Genomic DNA, 16739 nt, shown 5'->3' with positions numbered 1-16739 from the left:
CGCATGCTGGCGCGTCTGTCGATCCGTGACATCGTCCTGATCGAACGGCTCGATATCGAATTCTCCCGTGGCCTTGCGGTGCTGACCGGCGAAACCGGCGCCGGCAAATCCATCCTGCTCGACGCCTTCGCGCTGGCGCTCGGCGGCCGCGGCGACGCGACGCTGGTGCGCCACGGCGCAGAGCAGGGGCAGGTCACCGCCGTCTTCGACGTGCCGAAGGGGCACCCGGCGGCGAAGATCCTCGCCGAGAACGGCCTCGACGATAACGGCGAGATGATTCTGCGCCGCGTCCAGCTCGCCGACGGCCGCACCCGGGCCTTCATCAACGACCAGGCGATCAGCGTGCAGACCCTCAAGGCGGTCGGCGCGGTTCTGGTCGAGATCCACGGCCAGCACGACGAACGCGCGCTGGTCGACGCGGCCACCCATCGCCAGCTGCTCGACGCCTTTGCCGGGCTCGAGAAGGACGTCGCGGCGGTGGAAGCGCTGTGGGATGTCAGGCGCACCGCCAACGTCGATCTCGATGCACACCGCGCCGCCATGGAGCGCGCCGCCCGCGAGGCCGACTATCTGCGCCACGCCTCGCAGGAGCTGAAGGCGCTGGCGCCGAAGGAGGGCGAGGAGACCGAGCTCGCGGGGCGCCGCACCACCATGATGCAGGGCGAGAAGATCGCGACCGATTTGCGGGAGGCGCAGGAGGCGATCGGCGGCTCGCATTCGCCGGTGGCCTCGCTGTCGGCCGCAGTGCGGCGGCTGGAGCGCCGCGCCGCCAATGCCCCCGCGCTGATCGAGCCCGCGGTGAAGGCGATCGACGCTGCGATCAATGCGCTGGAGGAAGCCGACCAGCATCTCAACGCCGCGCTGGCCGCGACCGATTTCGATCCTGCCGAGCTCGAGCGTATCGAGGAGCGGCTGTTCGCGCTGCGCGCCGCCTCGCGCAAATATTCGACGCCGGTCGATCTGCTGGCTGCGCTGGCCACCCAATATGCGGGTGACGTCGCACTGATCGACGCCGGCGCCGACCGGTTGAAGAAGCTGGAGGCGGCCGCCCGGGAGGCCGACCAGCGTTACGGCGCGGCGGCGGCCAAGCTGTCGGCGGCCCGGATCAAGTCGGCCGAGAAGCTCAACAAGGCCGTCAATGCCGAGCTGGCGCCGCTCAAGCTCGAGCGTGCCAAATTCATGACCCAGGTCGAGGCCGATGCGGCCTCGCCCGGGCCGCAAGGCATCGACCGCGTCGAGTTCTGGGTACAGACCAATCCGGGCACCAGGCCGGGACCGATGATGAAAGTCGCCTCCGGCGGCGAGCTGTCGCGCTTCCTGCTGGCGCTGAAGGTCGTGCTGGCCGATCGCGGCTCGGCGCCGACGCTGGTGTTCGACGAGATCGATACCGGCGTCGGCGGTGCGGTGGCCGATGCGATCGGCTCCCGCCTGGCGCGCCTCGCCGGCAAGGTGCAGGTGATGGCGGTGACGCACGCGCCACAAGTCGCAGCCCGTGCCAGCCAGCATTTGCTCATCTCCAAGGACGCCCTCGACCGTGGCAAGCGCGTCGCCACCCGCGTCAACGCGCTGGCCGCCGACCACCGCCGCGAAGAGATCGCGCGCATGCTGGCCGGTGCCGAGATCACGGCGGAGGCGAGGGCCGCGGCGGAGCGGCTGCTGCGGGCGGCGAGCTAGCTCCGCCATGGCCACCAAGACGAAGAAAGCGCTGGTCGACGTCGGCGAGCTCACCAAGGCCCAGGCCAAGGTCGAGCTGACGCGGCTGGCGCTCGAGCTGGAAGGTCACGACAAGCGCTACTACCAGGACGACGCGCCCAGCGTCACCGATGCCGAATACGACGCGCTGCGGCAGCGCTATAACGCGATCGAGAAGCGCTTTCCGGAATTCGTCACCGCGCAGTCGCCGTCGCAGAAGGTCGGCGCAGCGCCGTCCGGGCGCTTCAGGAAAGTTCGCCATTCGCTGCCGATGCTGTCGCTCGACAATGCGTTCGCAGAGGAGGACGTGGTCGATTTCGTCGGCCGCATCGCGCGCTTTCTGAAGCTGCCCGACGACAAGATCGATTTCTCGGCCGAGCCGAAGATCGACGGGCTCTCGATGTCGCTGCGCTATGAGGGCGGCGAGCTCGTCACCGCCGCCACGCGCGGCAACGGCGCCGAGGGCGAGGACGTCACCGCCAATATCCGCACGCTCGAGGATGTGCCGCAAAAGCTGAAGGGCCGCAACATCCCTGATATCTGCGAGGTGCGCGGTGAAGTCTACATGACCAAGAAGGCCTTCCTCGCGCTCAACGAGCGGCAGAAGGCGGCAGGCGACACCATCTTTGCCAATCCGCGCAACTCGGCGGCAGGCTCGCTGCGGCAGAAGGATCCTAGCATCACCGCCTCGCGGCCACTCGGCTTCTTCGCCTATGCCTGGGGCCAGATGAGTGCGCTGCCGGAGGGCACCCAGAGCGGCATGATCCACTGGTTCGAGCGCTGCGGCTTCAAGACCAATCCGTTGACCAAATTATGCCACTCGGTCGAGGAGCTGATCGCGTTCCATCGCAAGATCGAAGAGCAGCGCGCCGAGCTCGACTATGACATCGACGGCGTCGTCTACAAGGTCGACCGCATCGACTGGCAGGAGCGGCTCGGCTTCGTGTCGCGTACGCCGCGCTGGGCGATCGCGCACAAATTCCCGGCCGAGCGTGCCATGACCGTGCTGCGCGACATCGAGATCCAGGTCGGGCGCACCGGCTCGTTCACCCCGGTCGGCAAGCTCGAGCCGGTCGGCGTCGGCGGCGTCATCGTGCAGAACGTCACGCTGCACAATGAGGACTACATCAAGGGCATCGGCAACAAGGGCGAGGTGCTGCGCGAGGGCCGCGACATCAGGATCGGCGACACAGTCGTGATCCAGCGCGCCGGCGACGTGATTCCGCAGGTGGTCGACGTCATCATCGACAAGCGGCCGAAGAGCGCCAAGGAATTTCACTTTCCCAAGAAATGCCCATGCCCGCTGCACACCGACGTGGTGCGCGAGGAGACCGCGACCGGCGAGGAAGGTTCGCGGCTGCGCTGCAGCGGCGAGTTCGCCTGTCCCTACCAGAAGATCGAGCACCTGATCCTGTTCGTGTCGCGCCGCGCCTTCGACATCGACGGCCTCGGCCAGAAGCAGCTGCAGTACTTCTTCGACGAGGGCTGGGTGAAGGAGCCCGCCGACATCTTCACGCTGCCCAAGCGCAACGCCAAGCTGAAGCTGGAGGAGATCGAGGGCTACGGCGAGACCTCGGTGCGCAACCTGTTCGCCGCGATCGACAGCCGCCGCAAGATCGGGCTGGAGCGATTCATCTACGCGCTCGGCATGCGCCATGTCGGCGAGACCACTGCGCTGGCGCTGGCCCGCGGCTACGGTTCGTGGGATGCGTTCCACGACGCTTGCCTCAAGGTCGCCAAGGGCGACGAGGAGGCGATTGCCGAGATGGATGCGCTCGACCAGATCGGCGACACTGTGATCAAGAGCATCGCAGACTATTTCGGCGAGAGCCACAATCGCGGCATCGTCGAACGGCTGACTGCGGAGCTCGACGAGATCGTCGACGCCGAGAAGCCGAAGAGCAATTCGGCGGTCGCCGGCAAGACCGTGGTGTTCACGGGATCGCTGGAGAAGATGACGCGCGACGAGGCCAAGGCCACCGCCGAGCGGCTGGGCGCCAAGGCGGCCGGCTCGGTGTCGAAGAAGACCGATTATGTCGTCGCGGGGCCGGGCGCCGGCTCGAAGCTCGCGGAAGCCCAGAAGCACGGCGTCACGGTGCTGACCGAGGACGAGTGGCTGAAGCTGATCGGGGAGTGAGGGCACGCGGGACGACCCGCCGCTCACATCATCCCGCTCTCTTCCTCCTCCGCCTTCTCGATCAGTTCCTCGCTCACCACCAGTTTCCGCCGCGGCACGATGAAGATCATCGTGGCGGCGCAGGCGAGCGAGATCGCTGATATCGCCGCCATCAGCGGCAGCGTCGAGGTGGAGTGGCCGCCGAGATAGGCGCCGAACTGCGAGATCAGTGCGCCGATGCCCTGCTGCAGGAAACCCATCGCGCCCGAGGCGGTGCCGGCGGCTTCGGGGCGGACGCTGATGGCGCCGGCTGCGGAGTTGGCCATCACGAAGGCGTTGGCGACCATCACGATCATCTGGGTGCCGAACAGCCAGAGCGGCGCCTGGTTCAGCCCGAAGATGCTCCAGGTCAGGTTCAGGAGGCTGCCGCCGACCTGCAGCGCGAGGCCGAACCATATCAGCTTCTCCAGCGAGTGGCGCGGCGCGAACCGCACGCACAGGAGATTGCCGACGAAGTAGCCGAAGCCGGTCATCGCGAACCACGCGCCGTATTCGGCGCTGGTCCGGCCCATTTGCGTCACCACGATGTAGGGACCGCCGCCGGCAAAGGCGAAGATGATCTGCGAGGCCAGCACCTGGCACAGCAGATAGCCGACGAAGGCGCGGTTCGTCATCAGTCTGCCGAGGTCGCCGCGAAAGCTCGACGTGTCGGCCCGATCACGCCTGGTTTCCGGCAGTGCCAGCGCGATGAAGATCGCAGTGATCAGCGACGCCGCGGTGATGAAATAGAGGATGGCGCGCCAGCCGAACGTGGTCTCCAGCAGGCCGCCGGTGAGCGGGCTGACCATCTGCGCGATCATCAGCGCGGCGACCACGAGGCTGATCATGGCGCCGACCCGCTCGCGAGGATAGAGATCGCGGATGATGGCGCGGCTTATCACCATGCCGCTGGCGCCGCCGAGCGCCTGGAAGAACCGCGCCGCGATCAGCTGCGGCAGCGTCTCGGCGAATACCGAGCCGATGCCCGCAGCCACCATCAGGCCAAGGCCGGCGAGCAGCACCGGGCGGCGCCCGAACCGGTCGGACAGCGGCCCCATGATCAGCTGTGACAGCGCGATGCCGACCATGTAGAGCGACACCGTCATCTGCGCGATCGAGATGTCGCGGCCGAACGTCGTGGCGAGCACCGGCAGCGCCGGCACCAGCATGTAGAGCGAGATCGGCGCCACGCCCGTCATCACGACGAGCATCAGCAGCATGACCTTCGATGTCGCGATGTTGTCTGTGGCCGCGTCGGGCGGCTTGCCCATCACGCCGTGCATTCAGGTCCGGTCCAGTGTTGTGAATCGACTGTAGCGATCCCGGCTGCGCGGAATACGGGTGTTTCGGCATGCGCCCATGCCGAAACCGAAAGGCGAGGCGGAAATTTCGTCTCGCGCAACAAGCCCCACTGTCGTCCTCCGCGTAAGCGGGGGACCCAGTATTTCAGAGGCAGTCGTTGTTGAGCCGATAGGTCCCGGCGTACTGGATCCCCCGCATGCGCGGGGGATGACGCCGAGTGTGTGGATGCTTGTGCGTGCTATGCCTTCAACTCCGCCGTCGCGTCATCCAGCCACAGCTTCGTGGCGTCGTCGTCGAGCTGCGGCCGCACCGTCCGATTCACGCGCGCGTGGTAGTCGTTGAGCCATGCCAGTTCGCCTTCGCTCAGCATGCTGACATCGATCAGGCGGCGGTCGATCGGCGCCAGCGTCAGCGTCTCGAAGGCGTTGACCGGCTTCTCCGCGCCTTTGATGTCGGTGCCGATCACGAGCTCGAGGTTCTCGATCCGGATGCCGTAGGCGTCGGTCTTGTAGTAGCCGGGCTCGTTGGACAGGATCATGCCGCGCTTCAGCGGCGTGGTGCCGAGTTTTGAAATGCGCGCCGGCCCCTCGTGCACGCTGAGATAGCTGCCGACGCCGTGGCCGGTGCCGTGCTCGAAATCGATGCCGGCCTGCCAGAGATATTGCCGCGCCAGCGTGTCGAGCTGGGCGCCGGTGGTGCCGTCGGGGAAGATCGCGCGGGCGATCGCGATGTGGCCGCGCAGCACGCGGGTGAAGCGGTCGCGCATCTCCTCGGTCGGCGTGCCGATCGCGATGGTGCGTGTGACGTCGGTGGTGCCGTCCTCATATTGCGCGCCGGAATCGATCAGCAGCAGATCGCCGGGCTCGATGCGCCGGTTGCTTTTGCGCGTGACGCGGTAGTGCACGATGGCGCCGTTCGGTCCGGTGCCGGAAATGGTCGGGAACGAGACGTCCTTCAGCGCGCCGGTGTCGCGGCGGAAGCTCTCCAGCGCCTCGACGGCATCGATCTCGGTCAGCTTGCCCGACGGCGCTTCGCGGTCGACCCAGGCGAGGAAGCGCGTCAGTGCCACCGCGTCGCGCTGGTGTGCGATGCGCGTGCCCTCGATCTCGGTGATGTTCTTCACCGCCTTCAAGAGACTGACCGGATCGTTGCCGCGCACCGGCTTGCCGCCGGCGCCTGCGATCAGGCGGCTTAGTGCGTCGGCCGCGGTGGCGCTGTCGAGCGCGATCGAAGCGCCGCGCCTGGCGAGCTCGGTGAGTTTCGGCGCCAGTGCCGCCGGCTCCTCGACATCGGCCGACTGCTCGAGGTGGTCGTGCGTCGAGTTCGACAGCTTGCGGTGGTCGATGAACACCACGGGCCGGCCGTCCTTCGGCACCAGCGCGTAGGATAGCGGCAACGGCGTATGCGAGACATCCGCGCCGCGGATGTTGAAGGTCCAGGCCACCGCGTGGCTGTCGGACAGCACCAGCGCATCGACGCCGAGCTTGCTGATCTCGAGCCGGATCCGCTTCAGCTTCTCCGCCTCGATCTCGCCGGAATACTGCGCACCGTGGATCGTGACCGGGCCGAGCGGCGGAGCCGGCCGTTCCGTCCAGACCGCATCGATGGGGTTGCCGTCGACCGCGACCAGCTCGGCGCCGGCTTTGGCACAGGCCGCGGCCAGCCGCTCGGCTGCCGCAGATGTGTGCAGCCACGGATCAAATCCGAGGCGGTCGCCGGCGCCGAGATGCCGCGTCAGCCAATGCTCCGGCGGCGGTTCGACCAGCGGCTCGATCTCCCAGGCCTTGCGGTCGACCTGCTTGCCAGCCTGCAGGGTGTAGCGGCCGTCGACGAAAACCGCGGCTTCCTTCGTCAGCACGATCGCAAGCCCTGCTGATCCGGTGAAGCCGGTCAGCCAGGCGAGCCGTTCTTCCGACGCCGCGACATATTCATTCTGCTGCTGGTCGGCGCGCGGAACCACGAAACCGGTCAGCTTGCGGCGCGCCAGCTCCTCGCGCAAGGCGCTGAGGCGCGCGGTTAGCGCGACGCCGCTCTCGGGTTCCTCGAAGGTCTGGAAATGGGCTTCGAACATCGCCTTCGCACTCTCTTTCGGTGGATCGCGTCAGACGCCGCGCTCCGGTTGGTCCGGATCAACGCGGCCAGCACGATCACATTTTGGCATAACTTATGCTTGAATCGTGGCACCAACACCAGAAATGACGGAACGGCTTGACGCGCAAGCGGTTCGTCAAAACGTAACGGGAGCGCCCAGGAGTGTCTCAACTCAATGCCGAGGAGATGCACCATGCCGGCCTTCAGCTTTGAGAAGATTTCGCCGCCGGTCCGCCGCGGCCCGATCGCACCGATCGAACAGAAGCAGCGCGGCGTGATCGTCCAGATGCTGGACCGTTTCGTCGAGGCCCGCATCAGGCGCACGCTGAAGCGCGACAAGCCGGCCGACATCAGCCGCGACCCGCCAGCCTCCAAATAGCCGATTGCCGTCACCCGTCGAGATCGGACGCCTTTATCGCGGGCGCGGCGTTGGTGGGCTTCGTCAGTTACTCGATCGCCATCACCTTGCAGCAGAACGTGCAGTCGCCGCACTGTCTGCCGCTTGCGGTCATTGCATCCTGCGCAGCAACAAGCTGCTCCAGCCCTCGATCCTGAGATGCCGGAGCGGCACCAACCCGCGGGCGCGGTAGGCAGCGATCACCGCCGGTGCCTGGTGGGTCAGGAGACCTGAGAGAATGACTTGCGCCGACGAAGCAAGGTGCCGCGCCATCGGTCCGGCCAGCTGCCGGAGCGGGTTGGCCAGGATGTTGGCGAGCACCAGATCGAACGGGCCGTCCTCGGCAAAGCGCGGCGCGGCAAAGCCGGTGGCGCGGATCACGTCGACCAGATGCCCCGATCCGTTCAGCCGTGCGTTTTCGTCGGCAACCTGCACCGAGGGTGGATCGATGTCGCTCGCCAGCACCCGGCCATGCAGCGCTTTGGCAGCGGCGATCGCCAGCACGCCGGTGCCGGTGCCGAGATCGAGCACGCGGCGGGGCTGGTAGGCCTTCAGCACGTGGTCGAGCAGCAGCAGGCAGCCGCGGGTGGTGCCGTGATGGCCGGTACCGAAGGCGAGCGCCGCCTCGATTTCAATGCCGAGCTTATTGGGCGGTATCCTGTGCCGGTCGTGCCGTCCGTGGACGACGAACCGCCCGGCCGGGACCGGAACCAGGTCCTCCAGGCTCGCCTTCACCCAATCCTTCGCCTCGACGCAGTCGAAGATCAGATTGTCTGCGACGTTCTGTCGCACGAACTGTCCGACAAGGTTTCGAAGCAATTCCTTGTCCGGCGGCTCGGCAAAATGGACCGTGACATCCCAGCGGCCATCCGGCCGCTCGAAGGCAGCGAAGGCGGCCTGATCCTCGAAAAACGTCTCGGAAAGCGCGTCGATGACGCGTTTTGCCGTCGATTCATCCGGAAGGGTGATGCTGGCGCGATGTGTCGAGGGGGTCATTGCCTGCCGGTAGGGCGGTTTTGGCTAAAATTTCAACTTTGATTCAGTCGATTATCGCGAAAATTGACCCCTGCTCCGTAAAATCAACCTTAGATTTTGCCGTACTATTACGGTTCCGGAACCGGAACTGATCCGGCGTCCCATGCGAACCAAAGGGCAGGGCTTATCATGAAGGCTATTTTCGTTAGGTTTTTGCAGGACGAATCCGGCGCCACCGCGATCGAATACGGCTTGATCGCCGCGGGCATCGCTATCGCCATCATCGCCGCGGTCAACGGCGTCGGCACCGCGCTGAGCGGCAAGTTCGATACGATCAGCAGCTCGCTGAAATAAACAGACCACCAGGCGGCGTTCTCGGAGCACCGGGCGACCTTGTCGCTCGGTGTTTTTCTTTTGGCTGGCCGCCGATTGTTCAGTGGATGTCCACAAAACCATCCCGGCGTCTATCAACCGCTTGTCGACAATTTGTCGATCGAGTTGTCCGCCCGCGCTGCACGGCATTCAAGGCGCGTTGTCCCGCAGGAATCCGGTAGTGTCTCAGTTTGAATTCACAGGGTCTTCCCCAGAGCCTTCCACAGCCCGCTTCCTGTAGGGACCGCGCAAACCGGGCGCAGTCCGCTTGTCGATCAGCGTCACGGCATCTTCCATCTTCATGACGTGATCGACCAAGCCCGACGCCATCGCCGGGGTAGCGCCAAGCGTCTTATGAACTCGGCAGAAGTTGTAGAAGAAGAAGTACAGCGCCAGCGCGTGGCAATGGTTCTCGAACTTCTTTGAGAAGGCATTGGTCAGGCGGGTGAACCGGCGCATGGACATGCGCATGGTGAGGTTCTGGCGCTCGGCAAATGACGTGTTGATGAGGTTCGGGTCCGGGTTGCCCATGATGGGGTTCTTGATCGCACCAATGCACTTGGGCGGGCTATAGCGGCCGGGACCGGCGTAGTCCGTCGCGAAAATCTTGTTCAGCATCGCGTAGTCGGCATCAAAGCCCGCGTCCAAGACGGCCTTCAAATAGGCCTTGTGGCCGTCCGTGGTGAGCTGGACGCGGTTGGCAAGTCGCGCCTTCAGGTCATGCATGAAGGCCGTTCCAGTACGCGCGCCACGGTCGCCAACGTGCCAGGAAACGATCAGCTTGGAGTCGGCATCAATCGCCGTCCACGTCCACACGTCGCCAGCATCGTCCGGAGCGGACTTGGCGAACTTGACGTTCTTGGCCTTCGCATAGCTGAACGACCAGATTTCATCGCACTGGACAGCCTTGGAGGGCACGTTACGCACGGTCGCGTCGTGGAAGGCCGCACAAGCCTCCCCGGCGTCCACCAGCAACTTCGTTACCGTATTGATCGACACGCCGGTAACTCGGCTGATCGACCGCATGCTGCTGCCCTCGCAGAGCATCGAGAGGATTTGGACGCGGGTTTCGACCGAAAGCCTGTTCATGCGTCGATCTGACCAAAAAAATCCGATTTTGTCAAGCATAAAGTTCATTTTAAGCCATTGCATTAAACGGCCTTGAACTATATAAGAATCAATGTCATACGGCGCGGATGGATATTGTGTTCGCAGACCCAATATTGGCGCTGATTGAGACGGAAGACGCGGGTCAAACGCGGCTTCCTGTCCCCGTCATCAAGTCCGCTAGGCGGAAATTAACCCTTATTCGTGCCGCGCCAGATGATCGTGCACTGAGGAACTGGAAAAGCTTGCACTACGAAAAACTGAAGGGGGATCGTGATGGCTATCGGTCAGTTCGGGTCAATGAGAAGTACCGGATCGTATTCTCACTCGATGAAACGACTAGGCCGCCCACCGTCACGATAATCGCTGTTGAGGATTATCACTGATGGCACACATCAAAATCGCGTCCGTGGACCATCCCGGCACATTCATTACGGAGGAGCTTGAGGCCCGTGGTTGGTCTCAGGTCGATCTGGCGTACATCCTTGGAATGTCGGTGCAGCAGCTCAACCCGCTTCTCACCGGCAAGGCCAATATCACCCCGGACTTGGCTGCCGCGCTGGGTGACGCCTTCGACATGCCCGCTGAGTTTTTCGCGAACTTGCAGAAGCTCTATGAACTGAATCGGGTCAAACCCGTCGATCCGGGCGTGCGCACGCGCGCATCATGGGTATCGCATTTCCCAGTTCGGGAAATGATAAAGCGTGGATGGATCGAAGACACCGAGCCTAGTCTGCTTGATCTGCAAATGCTCCGGTTCTTCGGCAAGAACCGCGTGGAAGACATCCCATTTGTCGGCGCCGGTCAAATCGTGGCTCATGCCGCTAAAAAGAGCAGCGGATACGAGAACACGACAGCCATACAATACGCTTGGCTGCATCGGGTAATGACGATCGCAAAGATGCAGGAAGCCCCGCTCTATTCGGAGGATGCTCTTCGAAAGGCTTTGGTGCGCATCAAGGCGCATTTGCAGGACAAGGACGATTTAAAACATATTCCGAGTATCTTGCTATCTTGTGGCGTCCGGTTTGCGCTGGTTGAAGCTCTGCCCAAATCAAAAATCGATGGCGTATGCGTTTGGGTTGATGGCCAGCCCGCTATCGGGATGACCACACGTCTAGACCGCTTCGACAATTTCGCTTTCGTGCTGCGCCATGAGCTTGAGCACGTCTTACAGGGCGACGGCCGAGAGGAGTCGTTTGCACCGGTGGACGAAATAGATGCCACTCATTTTGACGACAGCGCCGATAAGCCGGATGAGGAAAGACGGGCGGATGAAGCCGCAGTAGAATTTTGTATCCCAAAAGCGCAGTTGAATTCGTTTTTGGCCCGAAAGGGCGCGTTCATCTCCGAGCAGGACGTGATCGCGTTCGCCGCTCGCTTGGCAATCCACCCGGCGATTGTGGTTGGGCAGATTCAGCACAAGCGACAGAACTACGCTTGGCTTCGAAAGTACCAAGACAGCATCCGAAGCCACTTGATGGACTGGGAATTCGTGGATGGTTGGGGGCGACTGGTCCCGACCGGACTATAGGAGGCCAGAATGGCTAACTTCGACGATCAATTGCTGCGTGCATGGGATGAGTGGGAAGAAATCACTGGCGAGGCCGCCAATGATCCGGACGACTTTATAACCTGGGCCGTTGAAAATAGGCGGCTCGCGCCACGCCCGCAGGACGTGCGCAAATTTCTGCGAAAGCAGGTCTCACGGGTTTTGAGGCAAGCCACCCGCACTGATGAAGCAGGATTCTCATACAGAGCCAAGCAGTGCGTTATGCTCTTGGAGGACGACGGGCGTCAGCATCGCTTATGGTTTGATACTGACAAGGGCGGAACCCCGAACCTGCGGCAGAAGGCAACACGTCAGCGGCGGGATGGCATTGCGAGCGATGTCTACCGCGCCATCTGCGACATGGAGCACATGAACAAGGTGTTCCCCGACGACCCGCAACTATCTTTCTTCCTTGATTTTGCGGATGACGTTGCCGAGCGGCGGGCGGCCGATCTATTGAATAGGGATAGCGAAGACGATCAGGATGAGGCGGCTTAATGCCCCGTGGACCAAAGGGAGAGAAACGCCCCGGCGACGTGATCGGAGCCGCCATCATGGTTGGCCGGATCGCCACCGGAGAGATTGAAGAACCGGCCGGGAAGGCCCCTAAGCGCGCTAAGGGCGGCCGAAAGGGTGCCAAGGTTCGCGCACGGGCGCTCTCCCCTCAAGAGCGGTCAGAGATCGCCAGAGCTGCGGCAGCGGCCCGGTGGAAGAAAGGGTAGCTGTAAAACCGGCAGGGCGACGGCTATGGCCACCTTGGACGAAATGATTGCGCTGGCGGAAAAGCACGTTGAGAACGGTCGCCGGATCGTGGCCAAGCAGCGTGAGCGGGTTGAAAGCGGCAATAGCTACAACATCGCTCAGGCTCGGGAACTGCTGGAGCACTTCGAGCGGACGCTAGCGATATTCGAAAGCGATCTGAAACGGCTCTTGGATCAGCGAAATTCAAACTGAGACACTACCAGGAATCCGGCGGCTTATCCACGACTGATCCACCGCTTCTGCACAAAGCTGTCCACGGGCTTGCGCGTCACCCGAACAGCGCGCGATGGTCGGCAAGGATCGTGCGCGCGGCATTGTGGCCGGGAGCGCCGGTGACGCCGCCGCCGGGATGGGCGCCCGAGCCGCAATGGTAGAGGCCCCTCAAGGGGCCGCGGTAGTCGGCATGACCGAGCATCGGCCGTGCCGAGAACAACTGGTTCAGCGTCAGCGCGCCGTGGAAGATGTCGCCGCCGACGAGGCCGAACTGCCGCTCGAGGTCGAGCGGGGACAGGATCTGGCGGCCGATCACGCTGCCGGCAAAGCCGGGCGCGTAGCGGTCGACGGTCGCGATCATGAGGTCGGCGACTTCATCGCGATGGTCGTCCCAGGATTTGCCGTCAGGCAGTTGCGGCGCGACGTGCTGGCAGAACAGGCTGGCAACATGCCGATCGGGCGGGCTCAGGCTGTCGTCGAGCGTCGACGGGATCAGCATCTCGACAACAGGCGCACGGCTCCAGCCGAACTCGCACGCATCGCGCCAAGCGCGGTCCATGTAGCCGAGGCTGGGCGCGATGATGATGCCGGCGGTGAGATGATCGCCGTCGCCCGGCAATGCGGTGAACGAGGGCAGGGCGCTGAGCGCGACGTTCATCCTGAAGGTGCCGGAGCCGTTGCGCCAGCGCGCGATGCGCGCGCGGAAGTCCGCCGCCAGCGCGCCATCAGGCACGAGGCGGGTGTACAGCAGTTTTGGATTGACGTTCGATGCGACATATTTGGCGCGGATGATTTCGCCATTGTCGAGCACGACGCCGCAGGCGCGATCCTTCTCGACGATCACCTCGCGCACGCCGGCATCGGTCGCGATCTCGGCGCCGTGGCTCCGCGCCGCCTGGGCCATCGCCTGTGTGATCGCGCCCATGCCGCCGATGGCGTGGCCCCAGACGCCCTTCTTGCCGTTCACCTCGCCGAAGGCATGATGCAGCATCACATAGGCCGAGCCGGCGGCGTAGGGGCTGGCATAATTGCCGACGATGGCGTCGAAGCCGAACAGTGCCTTGACGAGGTCGCTCTCGAACCGCTCGTCGAGCATCTCGCCGGCCGAGCGCGTGAACAGGTCGAGCAGGTTGCGCTGCTGCTCCAGCGACAGCCGCCGCAGGATGTTGGCGGTGCCGAGCGCGTTGAATGCCTCGCTCACGGCACCGAGGCCAAAGCCCTCGACGACGTTCGGCGGCGCGCGCAGCACGAACTGGCGCAGCACATCGGCGATGGCTTCGAGTTCCGCCGAGAATGCGCCTATGGTTTCGGCGTCGCGCTGGCTCAATCGAGCGACCGAATCCGCGGTACGGCCTTCGCCGGTCAAGAGGTAGCTGCCGTCCGGCGCCGGCAGGAAATTCTGGGCGCGGCGTTCGACGATCTTGAGCCCGTGCTCGGCAAGTTTCAGGTCAGACACAATCTGCGGGTTGAGCAGGCTCACCGTGTAGGCGGCGACCGAATTGCGGAAGCCGGGAACGAATTCCTCGGTGACGGCGGCGCCGCCGACCACCTTGCGGCGTTCCACGACCCTCACGCGCAGCCCCGCCATCGCGAGATAGGCCGCGCAGGTGAGGCCGTTATGCCCCGCACCAATGATGACGACGTCGGTTTCGTTCATGTCGGCTTCAACAGGGAATGGCTACATCATGCTCAAAATGATCCAGCGTGCTGTCGCGCCGCAGCGGCGCTGCGTCAAGTCCGCGTGACTGCGGTTTCTTGCCCGTGATACGGCCATATGCTCAACTCAGGATCTCCGGTGCACTCCCGCCGGACCGTCCGCCTCCGGCGCCCGCCGGGTTCATGCCGGAGCTTTCATGACGTCAGAGCCGTCTGCCTCGCGAAACCGGCTGGTGCTGGTTGTCTATACCGCCGCGATCTTCGTCAGCGCGCTGCTGCTGTTCTCGGTGCAGCCGCTGTTCACCAAGATGGTGCTGCCGCGGCTCGGCGGCTCGCCGGCGGTGTGGTCGGTGGCGATGGTGTTTTTCCAGTCATTGCTGCTCGGCGGCTACGCCTATGCGCATTTTCTGATGAAGGCGAAGCGCCGCGCGGTTCCCGTCGTGGTGCATCTGGTGCTGCTCGTCGTCGCGCTGCTGACGCTGCCGCTCGCGATCAGGAGCGGCTGGGGCGAGCCGCCGACTTCAGGCTATGCTCTGTGGCTGCTCGGCCTGTTCGCGGTCTCGATCGGCCTGCCGTTCTTCGCGCTCGCCGCCAACAATCCGCTGCTGCAGGCCTGGTTCGTGCGCACTGGCCATCCCGACGGCCCCGATCCGTATTTCCTCTATGCCTCCTCGAACATCGGCAGCTTCCTGGCGCTGCTGTCCTATCCGGTGCTGCTGGAGCCGGTGTTCACCCTGCGCAGCCAGAACCTGATCTGGACCTGCGGCTATGGCCTGCTGATCGTCCTGATTGCGGGCTGCGGCGCGCTGCTGCTGCGCGCGCCGGCCAATGCGGCCGCGCTCAACATGCCCGCCGACGATGCGAGTGCGCCGGCATCGCCCTGGCTGCTGCGCGCGCGCTGGATCTTCCTTGCCGCGGTGCCGTCGGGTCTGCTGATCGCCGTCACTGCGCATATCTCGACCGACGTCGCCGCCGCGCCGCTGCTCTGGGTGTTGCCGCTGTCGCTCTATCTGCTCACCTGGGTGCTGGTGTTCCAGTCGCGGCCGCTGCTGCCGCACAAATGGATGCTGCTGTTACAGCCGCTGGCGATTGCCGGCGTCGTGATTCTGCTCGCGGTCGGCGGCGAGCAGAACCTGCTGCTGACGCTCGGCGGCCACCAGCTCTGCTTCTTCGTTATTGCGATGGCCTGCCACGGCGAACTCGCGCGCACGCGGCCCGCCGCAAAATATCTCACCGGCTTCTATGTCGCGCTGTCGTTCGGCGGCATGGTCGGCGGGCTGTTCGCTGGATTGATTGCACCTTTCACCTTCTCATGGGTGGCCGAATATCCGATCCTCTTGGCGCTGGCGGCGCTGTGCCGCCCGACCGGCACGGAGCGGCTGCCGCGCTGGAGCAAATGGTACTGGCCCTTCCTCGCCGTGCTCGCGGTCGCGCTGATCGCACCGAGCTATTCTGCCGGTGAGACCTTCAATTGGCTCGACGACCGGCGGGTCTGGATGATCGGCGCGGTCGGCGTGCTCTCGGCGCTGCTGGCGCTCGGGCTCAACGCCAATCGGTGGAAGATCTTTGCCACCGTCATCGTGGCGCTAGTGCTGCTGCGCGCCTATCCGTCCGACGACGGCCGCGTCGAGACCGTGCGCAGCTTCTTCGGCGTGCACAAGATCGTGGTGACGCCGAACGGGCAGTATCATGTGCTGATGCATGGCACCACGATTCACGGCGCCGAGAAGTTCAAGAACGACGACGGCACGCCGGTGACCGGGCGACCGGAGCCGATCACCTATTATCACCAGGACGGCGGCATCGGCCGCGCCATCAGCGCGATCCGCGAGCGCAAGGGCGCGCCGCTGAAGGTCGCCGTGATCGGGCTCGGCTCGGGCACGCTGGCCTGCGCCTCGCAGCCCGGCGAGGACTGGAAGTTCTTCGAGATCGACCAGTCGATGGTCGATACCGCGCGCGACCCGAAATACTTCACCTACATCCAGAACTGCGAGCCGAACCTGAAGCCTGTCATCGGCGACGCGCGGCTGACCTTCACCAAGGAGCCCGACGGCATCTACGACCTCATCATCGTCGACGCCTATTCGTCGGACGCGATCCCGATTCACCTCGCGACCGAAGAGGCGATGGCGATCTACAAGCAGAAGCTGGCGCCGCAGGGCGCTGTCGTGATGCACGTCTCCAACCGGCATCTCGAGCTGTCCAGCGTCGTGGTCGGCATCGCCGACGCCAACGACATGAAGAGCTGGGTCTACAGCGAGGATTCCGGCCGCGACAACGAGTACATCTTCTCGACCTCTGTCGTGGTCTCGGCGCGCGAGGAGGCCGACGTCGGCAAGCTCGCATCATCCGACGTCTGGACCGAGACCGAGGCCGACGAGAAGCAGCGGGTCTGGACCGACGACTACTCCAACGTGCTCGGCGCGGTGTGGCGTCGCCTGCGCGACGGCGAGCAGTAGCGGCCG

General features: G+C 64.3%; 14 protein-coding genes. 9 read left to right on the top strand and 5 right to left on the bottom strand.

Features of this window, described 5'->3' with window-relative positions; translation table 11 throughout:
- Positions 1–3: 3 nt before the first annotated feature.
- Together recN and ligA are read left to right on the top strand one after the other, a co-directional pair.
- Positions 4–1674, top strand: coding sequence for a DNA repair protein RecN (gene recN / locus J6500_RS10140; protein WP_225712548.1), 1671 nt, complete (start codon positions 4–6; stop codon positions 1672–1674).
- A gap of 7 nt (positions 1675–1681) precedes the next feature.
- On the top strand, positions 1682–3829 hold the full coding sequence (gene ligA, locus J6500_RS10135; RefSeq protein ID WP_225712547.1) for an NAD-dependent DNA ligase LigA: 2148 nt from the start codon (positions 1682–1684) through the stop codon (positions 3827–3829).
- A gap of 23 nt (positions 3830–3852) precedes the next feature.
- Here the strand turns inward: ligA and J6500_RS10130 are convergent, their stop codons facing one another.
- Together J6500_RS10130 and J6500_RS10125 are read right to left on the bottom strand one after the other, a co-directional pair.
- The gene (locus J6500_RS10130) at positions 3853–5130 is read right to left on the bottom strand and encodes a multidrug effflux MFS transporter (RefSeq protein ID WP_225712546.1); all 1278 of its coding nucleotides are present in this window, start codon (positions 5128–5130) and stop codon (positions 3853–3855) included.
- 257 nt (positions 5131–5387) lie between these two features.
- Positions 5388–7220: an aminopeptidase P family protein gene (locus J6500_RS10125; RefSeq protein ID WP_225712545.1), complete on the bottom strand. Its 1833-nt coding sequence runs from the start codon at positions 7218–7220 to the stop codon at positions 5388–5390.
- A gap of 213 nt (positions 7221–7433) precedes the next feature.
- Between J6500_RS10125 and J6500_RS10120 the strand changes: the two genes are divergently transcribed.
- Complete coding sequence (locus J6500_RS10120; protein WP_225712544.1) at positions 7434–7619, top strand: hypothetical protein; 186 nt, start codon at positions 7434–7436, stop codon at positions 7617–7619.
- Between the two features lie 129 nt (positions 7620–7748).
- On the opposite strand, the gene J6500_RS10115 is transcribed toward J6500_RS10120, so the two are convergent.
- Positions 7749–8633, bottom strand: a complete 885-nt coding sequence (locus J6500_RS10115; protein ID WP_225712543.1) for a 50S ribosomal protein L11 methyltransferase — start codon at positions 8631–8633, stop codon at positions 7749–7751.
- A gap of 168 nt (positions 8634–8801) precedes the next feature.
- Between J6500_RS10115 and J6500_RS10110 the strand changes: the two genes are divergently transcribed.
- Complete coding sequence (locus J6500_RS10110; RefSeq protein ID WP_225712542.1) at positions 8802–8966, top strand: Flp family type IVb pilin; 165 nt, start codon at positions 8802–8804, stop codon at positions 8964–8966.
- Between the two features lie 204 nt (positions 8967–9170).
- On the opposite strand, the gene J6500_RS10105 is transcribed toward J6500_RS10110, so the two are convergent.
- Positions 9171–10073, bottom strand: coding sequence for an IS1 family transposase (locus J6500_RS10105; protein WP_225712541.1), 903 nt, complete (start codon positions 10071–10073; stop codon positions 9171–9173).
- A gap of 107 nt (positions 10074–10180) precedes the next feature.
- Here J6500_RS10105 and J6500_RS32200 point away from each other — a divergent pair, with 107 nt between their 5' ends.
- The 4 genes from J6500_RS32200 (at position 10181) to J6500_RS10085 (ending at position 12597) form a co-directional block, all read left to right on the top strand.
- A complete protein-coding gene (locus J6500_RS32200; protein ID WP_225712540.1) occupies positions 10181–10477 on the top strand; it encodes a type II toxin-antitoxin system RelE/ParE family toxin in 297 nt (98 codons plus the stop codon).
- Positions 10477–11625 (top strand): helix-turn-helix domain-containing protein, encoded by a 1149-nt coding sequence (locus tag J6500_RS10095; protein WP_225712539.1) that lies wholly within the window; start codon positions 10477–10479, stop codon positions 11623–11625. The genes J6500_RS32200 and J6500_RS10095 overlap by 1 nt, the downstream gene beginning before the upstream one ends.
- A gap of 9 nt (positions 11626–11634) precedes the next feature.
- Positions 11635–12141: a hypothetical protein gene (locus tag J6500_RS10090; RefSeq protein WP_225712538.1), complete on the top strand. Its 507-nt coding sequence runs from the start codon at positions 11635–11637 to the stop codon at positions 12139–12141.
- A 249-nt stretch (positions 12142–12390) separates the two neighbouring features.
- Complete coding sequence (locus J6500_RS10085; protein ID WP_225712537.1) at positions 12391–12597, top strand: hypothetical protein; 207 nt, start codon at positions 12391–12393, stop codon at positions 12595–12597.
- Positions 12598–12673: 76 nt separating this feature from the next.
- Here J6500_RS10085 and J6500_RS10080 read toward each other — a convergent pair whose 3' ends face one another.
- Complete coding sequence (locus J6500_RS10080) at positions 12674–14275, bottom strand: phytoene desaturase family protein (RefSeq protein ID WP_225712536.1); 1602 nt, start codon at positions 14273–14275, stop codon at positions 12674–12676.
- Positions 14276–14471: 196 nt separating this feature from the next.
- Here J6500_RS10080 and J6500_RS10075 point away from each other — a divergent pair, with 196 nt between their 5' ends.
- The gene (locus tag J6500_RS10075; protein ID WP_225712535.1) at positions 14472–16733 is read left to right on the top strand and encodes a spermidine synthase; all 2262 of its coding nucleotides are present in this window, start codon (positions 14472–14474) and stop codon (positions 16731–16733) included.
- Positions 16734–16739: the final 6 nt, after the last annotated feature.

Source organism: Bradyrhizobium semiaridum (assembly GCF_020329505.1).
In the GTDB taxonomy this organism is placed as follows: Bacteria; Pseudomonadota; Alphaproteobacteria; order Rhizobiales; family Xanthobacteraceae; genus Bradyrhizobium; species Bradyrhizobium semiaridum.
This window is presented reverse-complemented; position numbering and strand designations above follow the sequence as displayed.

Bases quoted from the DNA above. Each gene is read 5' to 3' on its own strand.
- recN (WP_225712548.1), top strand. From the start codon at position 4: ATGCTGGCGCGTCTGTCGATCCGTGACATCGTCCTGATCGAACGGCTC.
- ligA (WP_225712547.1), top strand. From the start codon at position 1,682: ATGGCCACCAAGACGAAGAAAGCGCTGGTCGACGTCGGCGAGCTCACC.
- J6500_RS10130 (WP_225712546.1), bottom strand. From the start codon at position 5,130: ATGCACGGCGTGATGGGCAAGCCGCCCGACGCGGCCACAGACAACATC.
- J6500_RS10125 (WP_225712545.1), bottom strand. From the start codon at position 7,220: ATGTTCGAAGCCCATTTCCAGACCTTCGAGGAACCCGAGAGCGGCGTC.
- J6500_RS10120 (WP_225712544.1), top strand. From the start codon at position 7,434: ATGCCGGCCTTCAGCTTTGAGAAGATTTCGCCGCCGGTCCGCCGCGGC.
- J6500_RS10115 (WP_225712543.1), bottom strand. From the start codon at position 8,633: ATGACCCCCTCGACACATCGCGCCAGCATCACCCTTCCGGATGAATCG.
- J6500_RS10110 (WP_225712542.1), top strand. From the start codon at position 8,802: ATGAAGGCTATTTTCGTTAGGTTTTTGCAGGACGAATCCGGCGCCACC.
- J6500_RS10105 (WP_225712541.1), bottom strand. From the start codon at position 10,073: ATGAACAGGCTTTCGGTCGAAACCCGCGTCCAAATCCTCTCGATGCTC.
- J6500_RS32200 (WP_225712540.1), top strand. From the start codon at position 10,181: ATGGATATTGTGTTCGCAGACCCAATATTGGCGCTGATTGAGACGGAA.
- J6500_RS10095 (WP_225712539.1), top strand. From the start codon at position 10,477: ATGGCACACATCAAAATCGCGTCCGTGGACCATCCCGGCACATTCATT.
- J6500_RS10090 (WP_225712538.1), top strand. From the start codon at position 11,635: ATGGCTAACTTCGACGATCAATTGCTGCGTGCATGGGATGAGTGGGAA.
- J6500_RS10085 (WP_225712537.1), top strand. From the start codon at position 12,391: ATGGCCACCTTGGACGAAATGATTGCGCTGGCGGAAAAGCACGTTGAG.
- J6500_RS10080 (WP_225712536.1), bottom strand. From the start codon at position 14,275: ATGAACGAAACCGACGTCGTCATCATTGGTGCGGGGCATAACGGCCTC.
- J6500_RS10075 (WP_225712535.1), top strand. From the start codon at position 14,472: ATGACGTCAGAGCCGTCTGCCTCGCGAAACCGGCTGGTGCTGGTTGTC.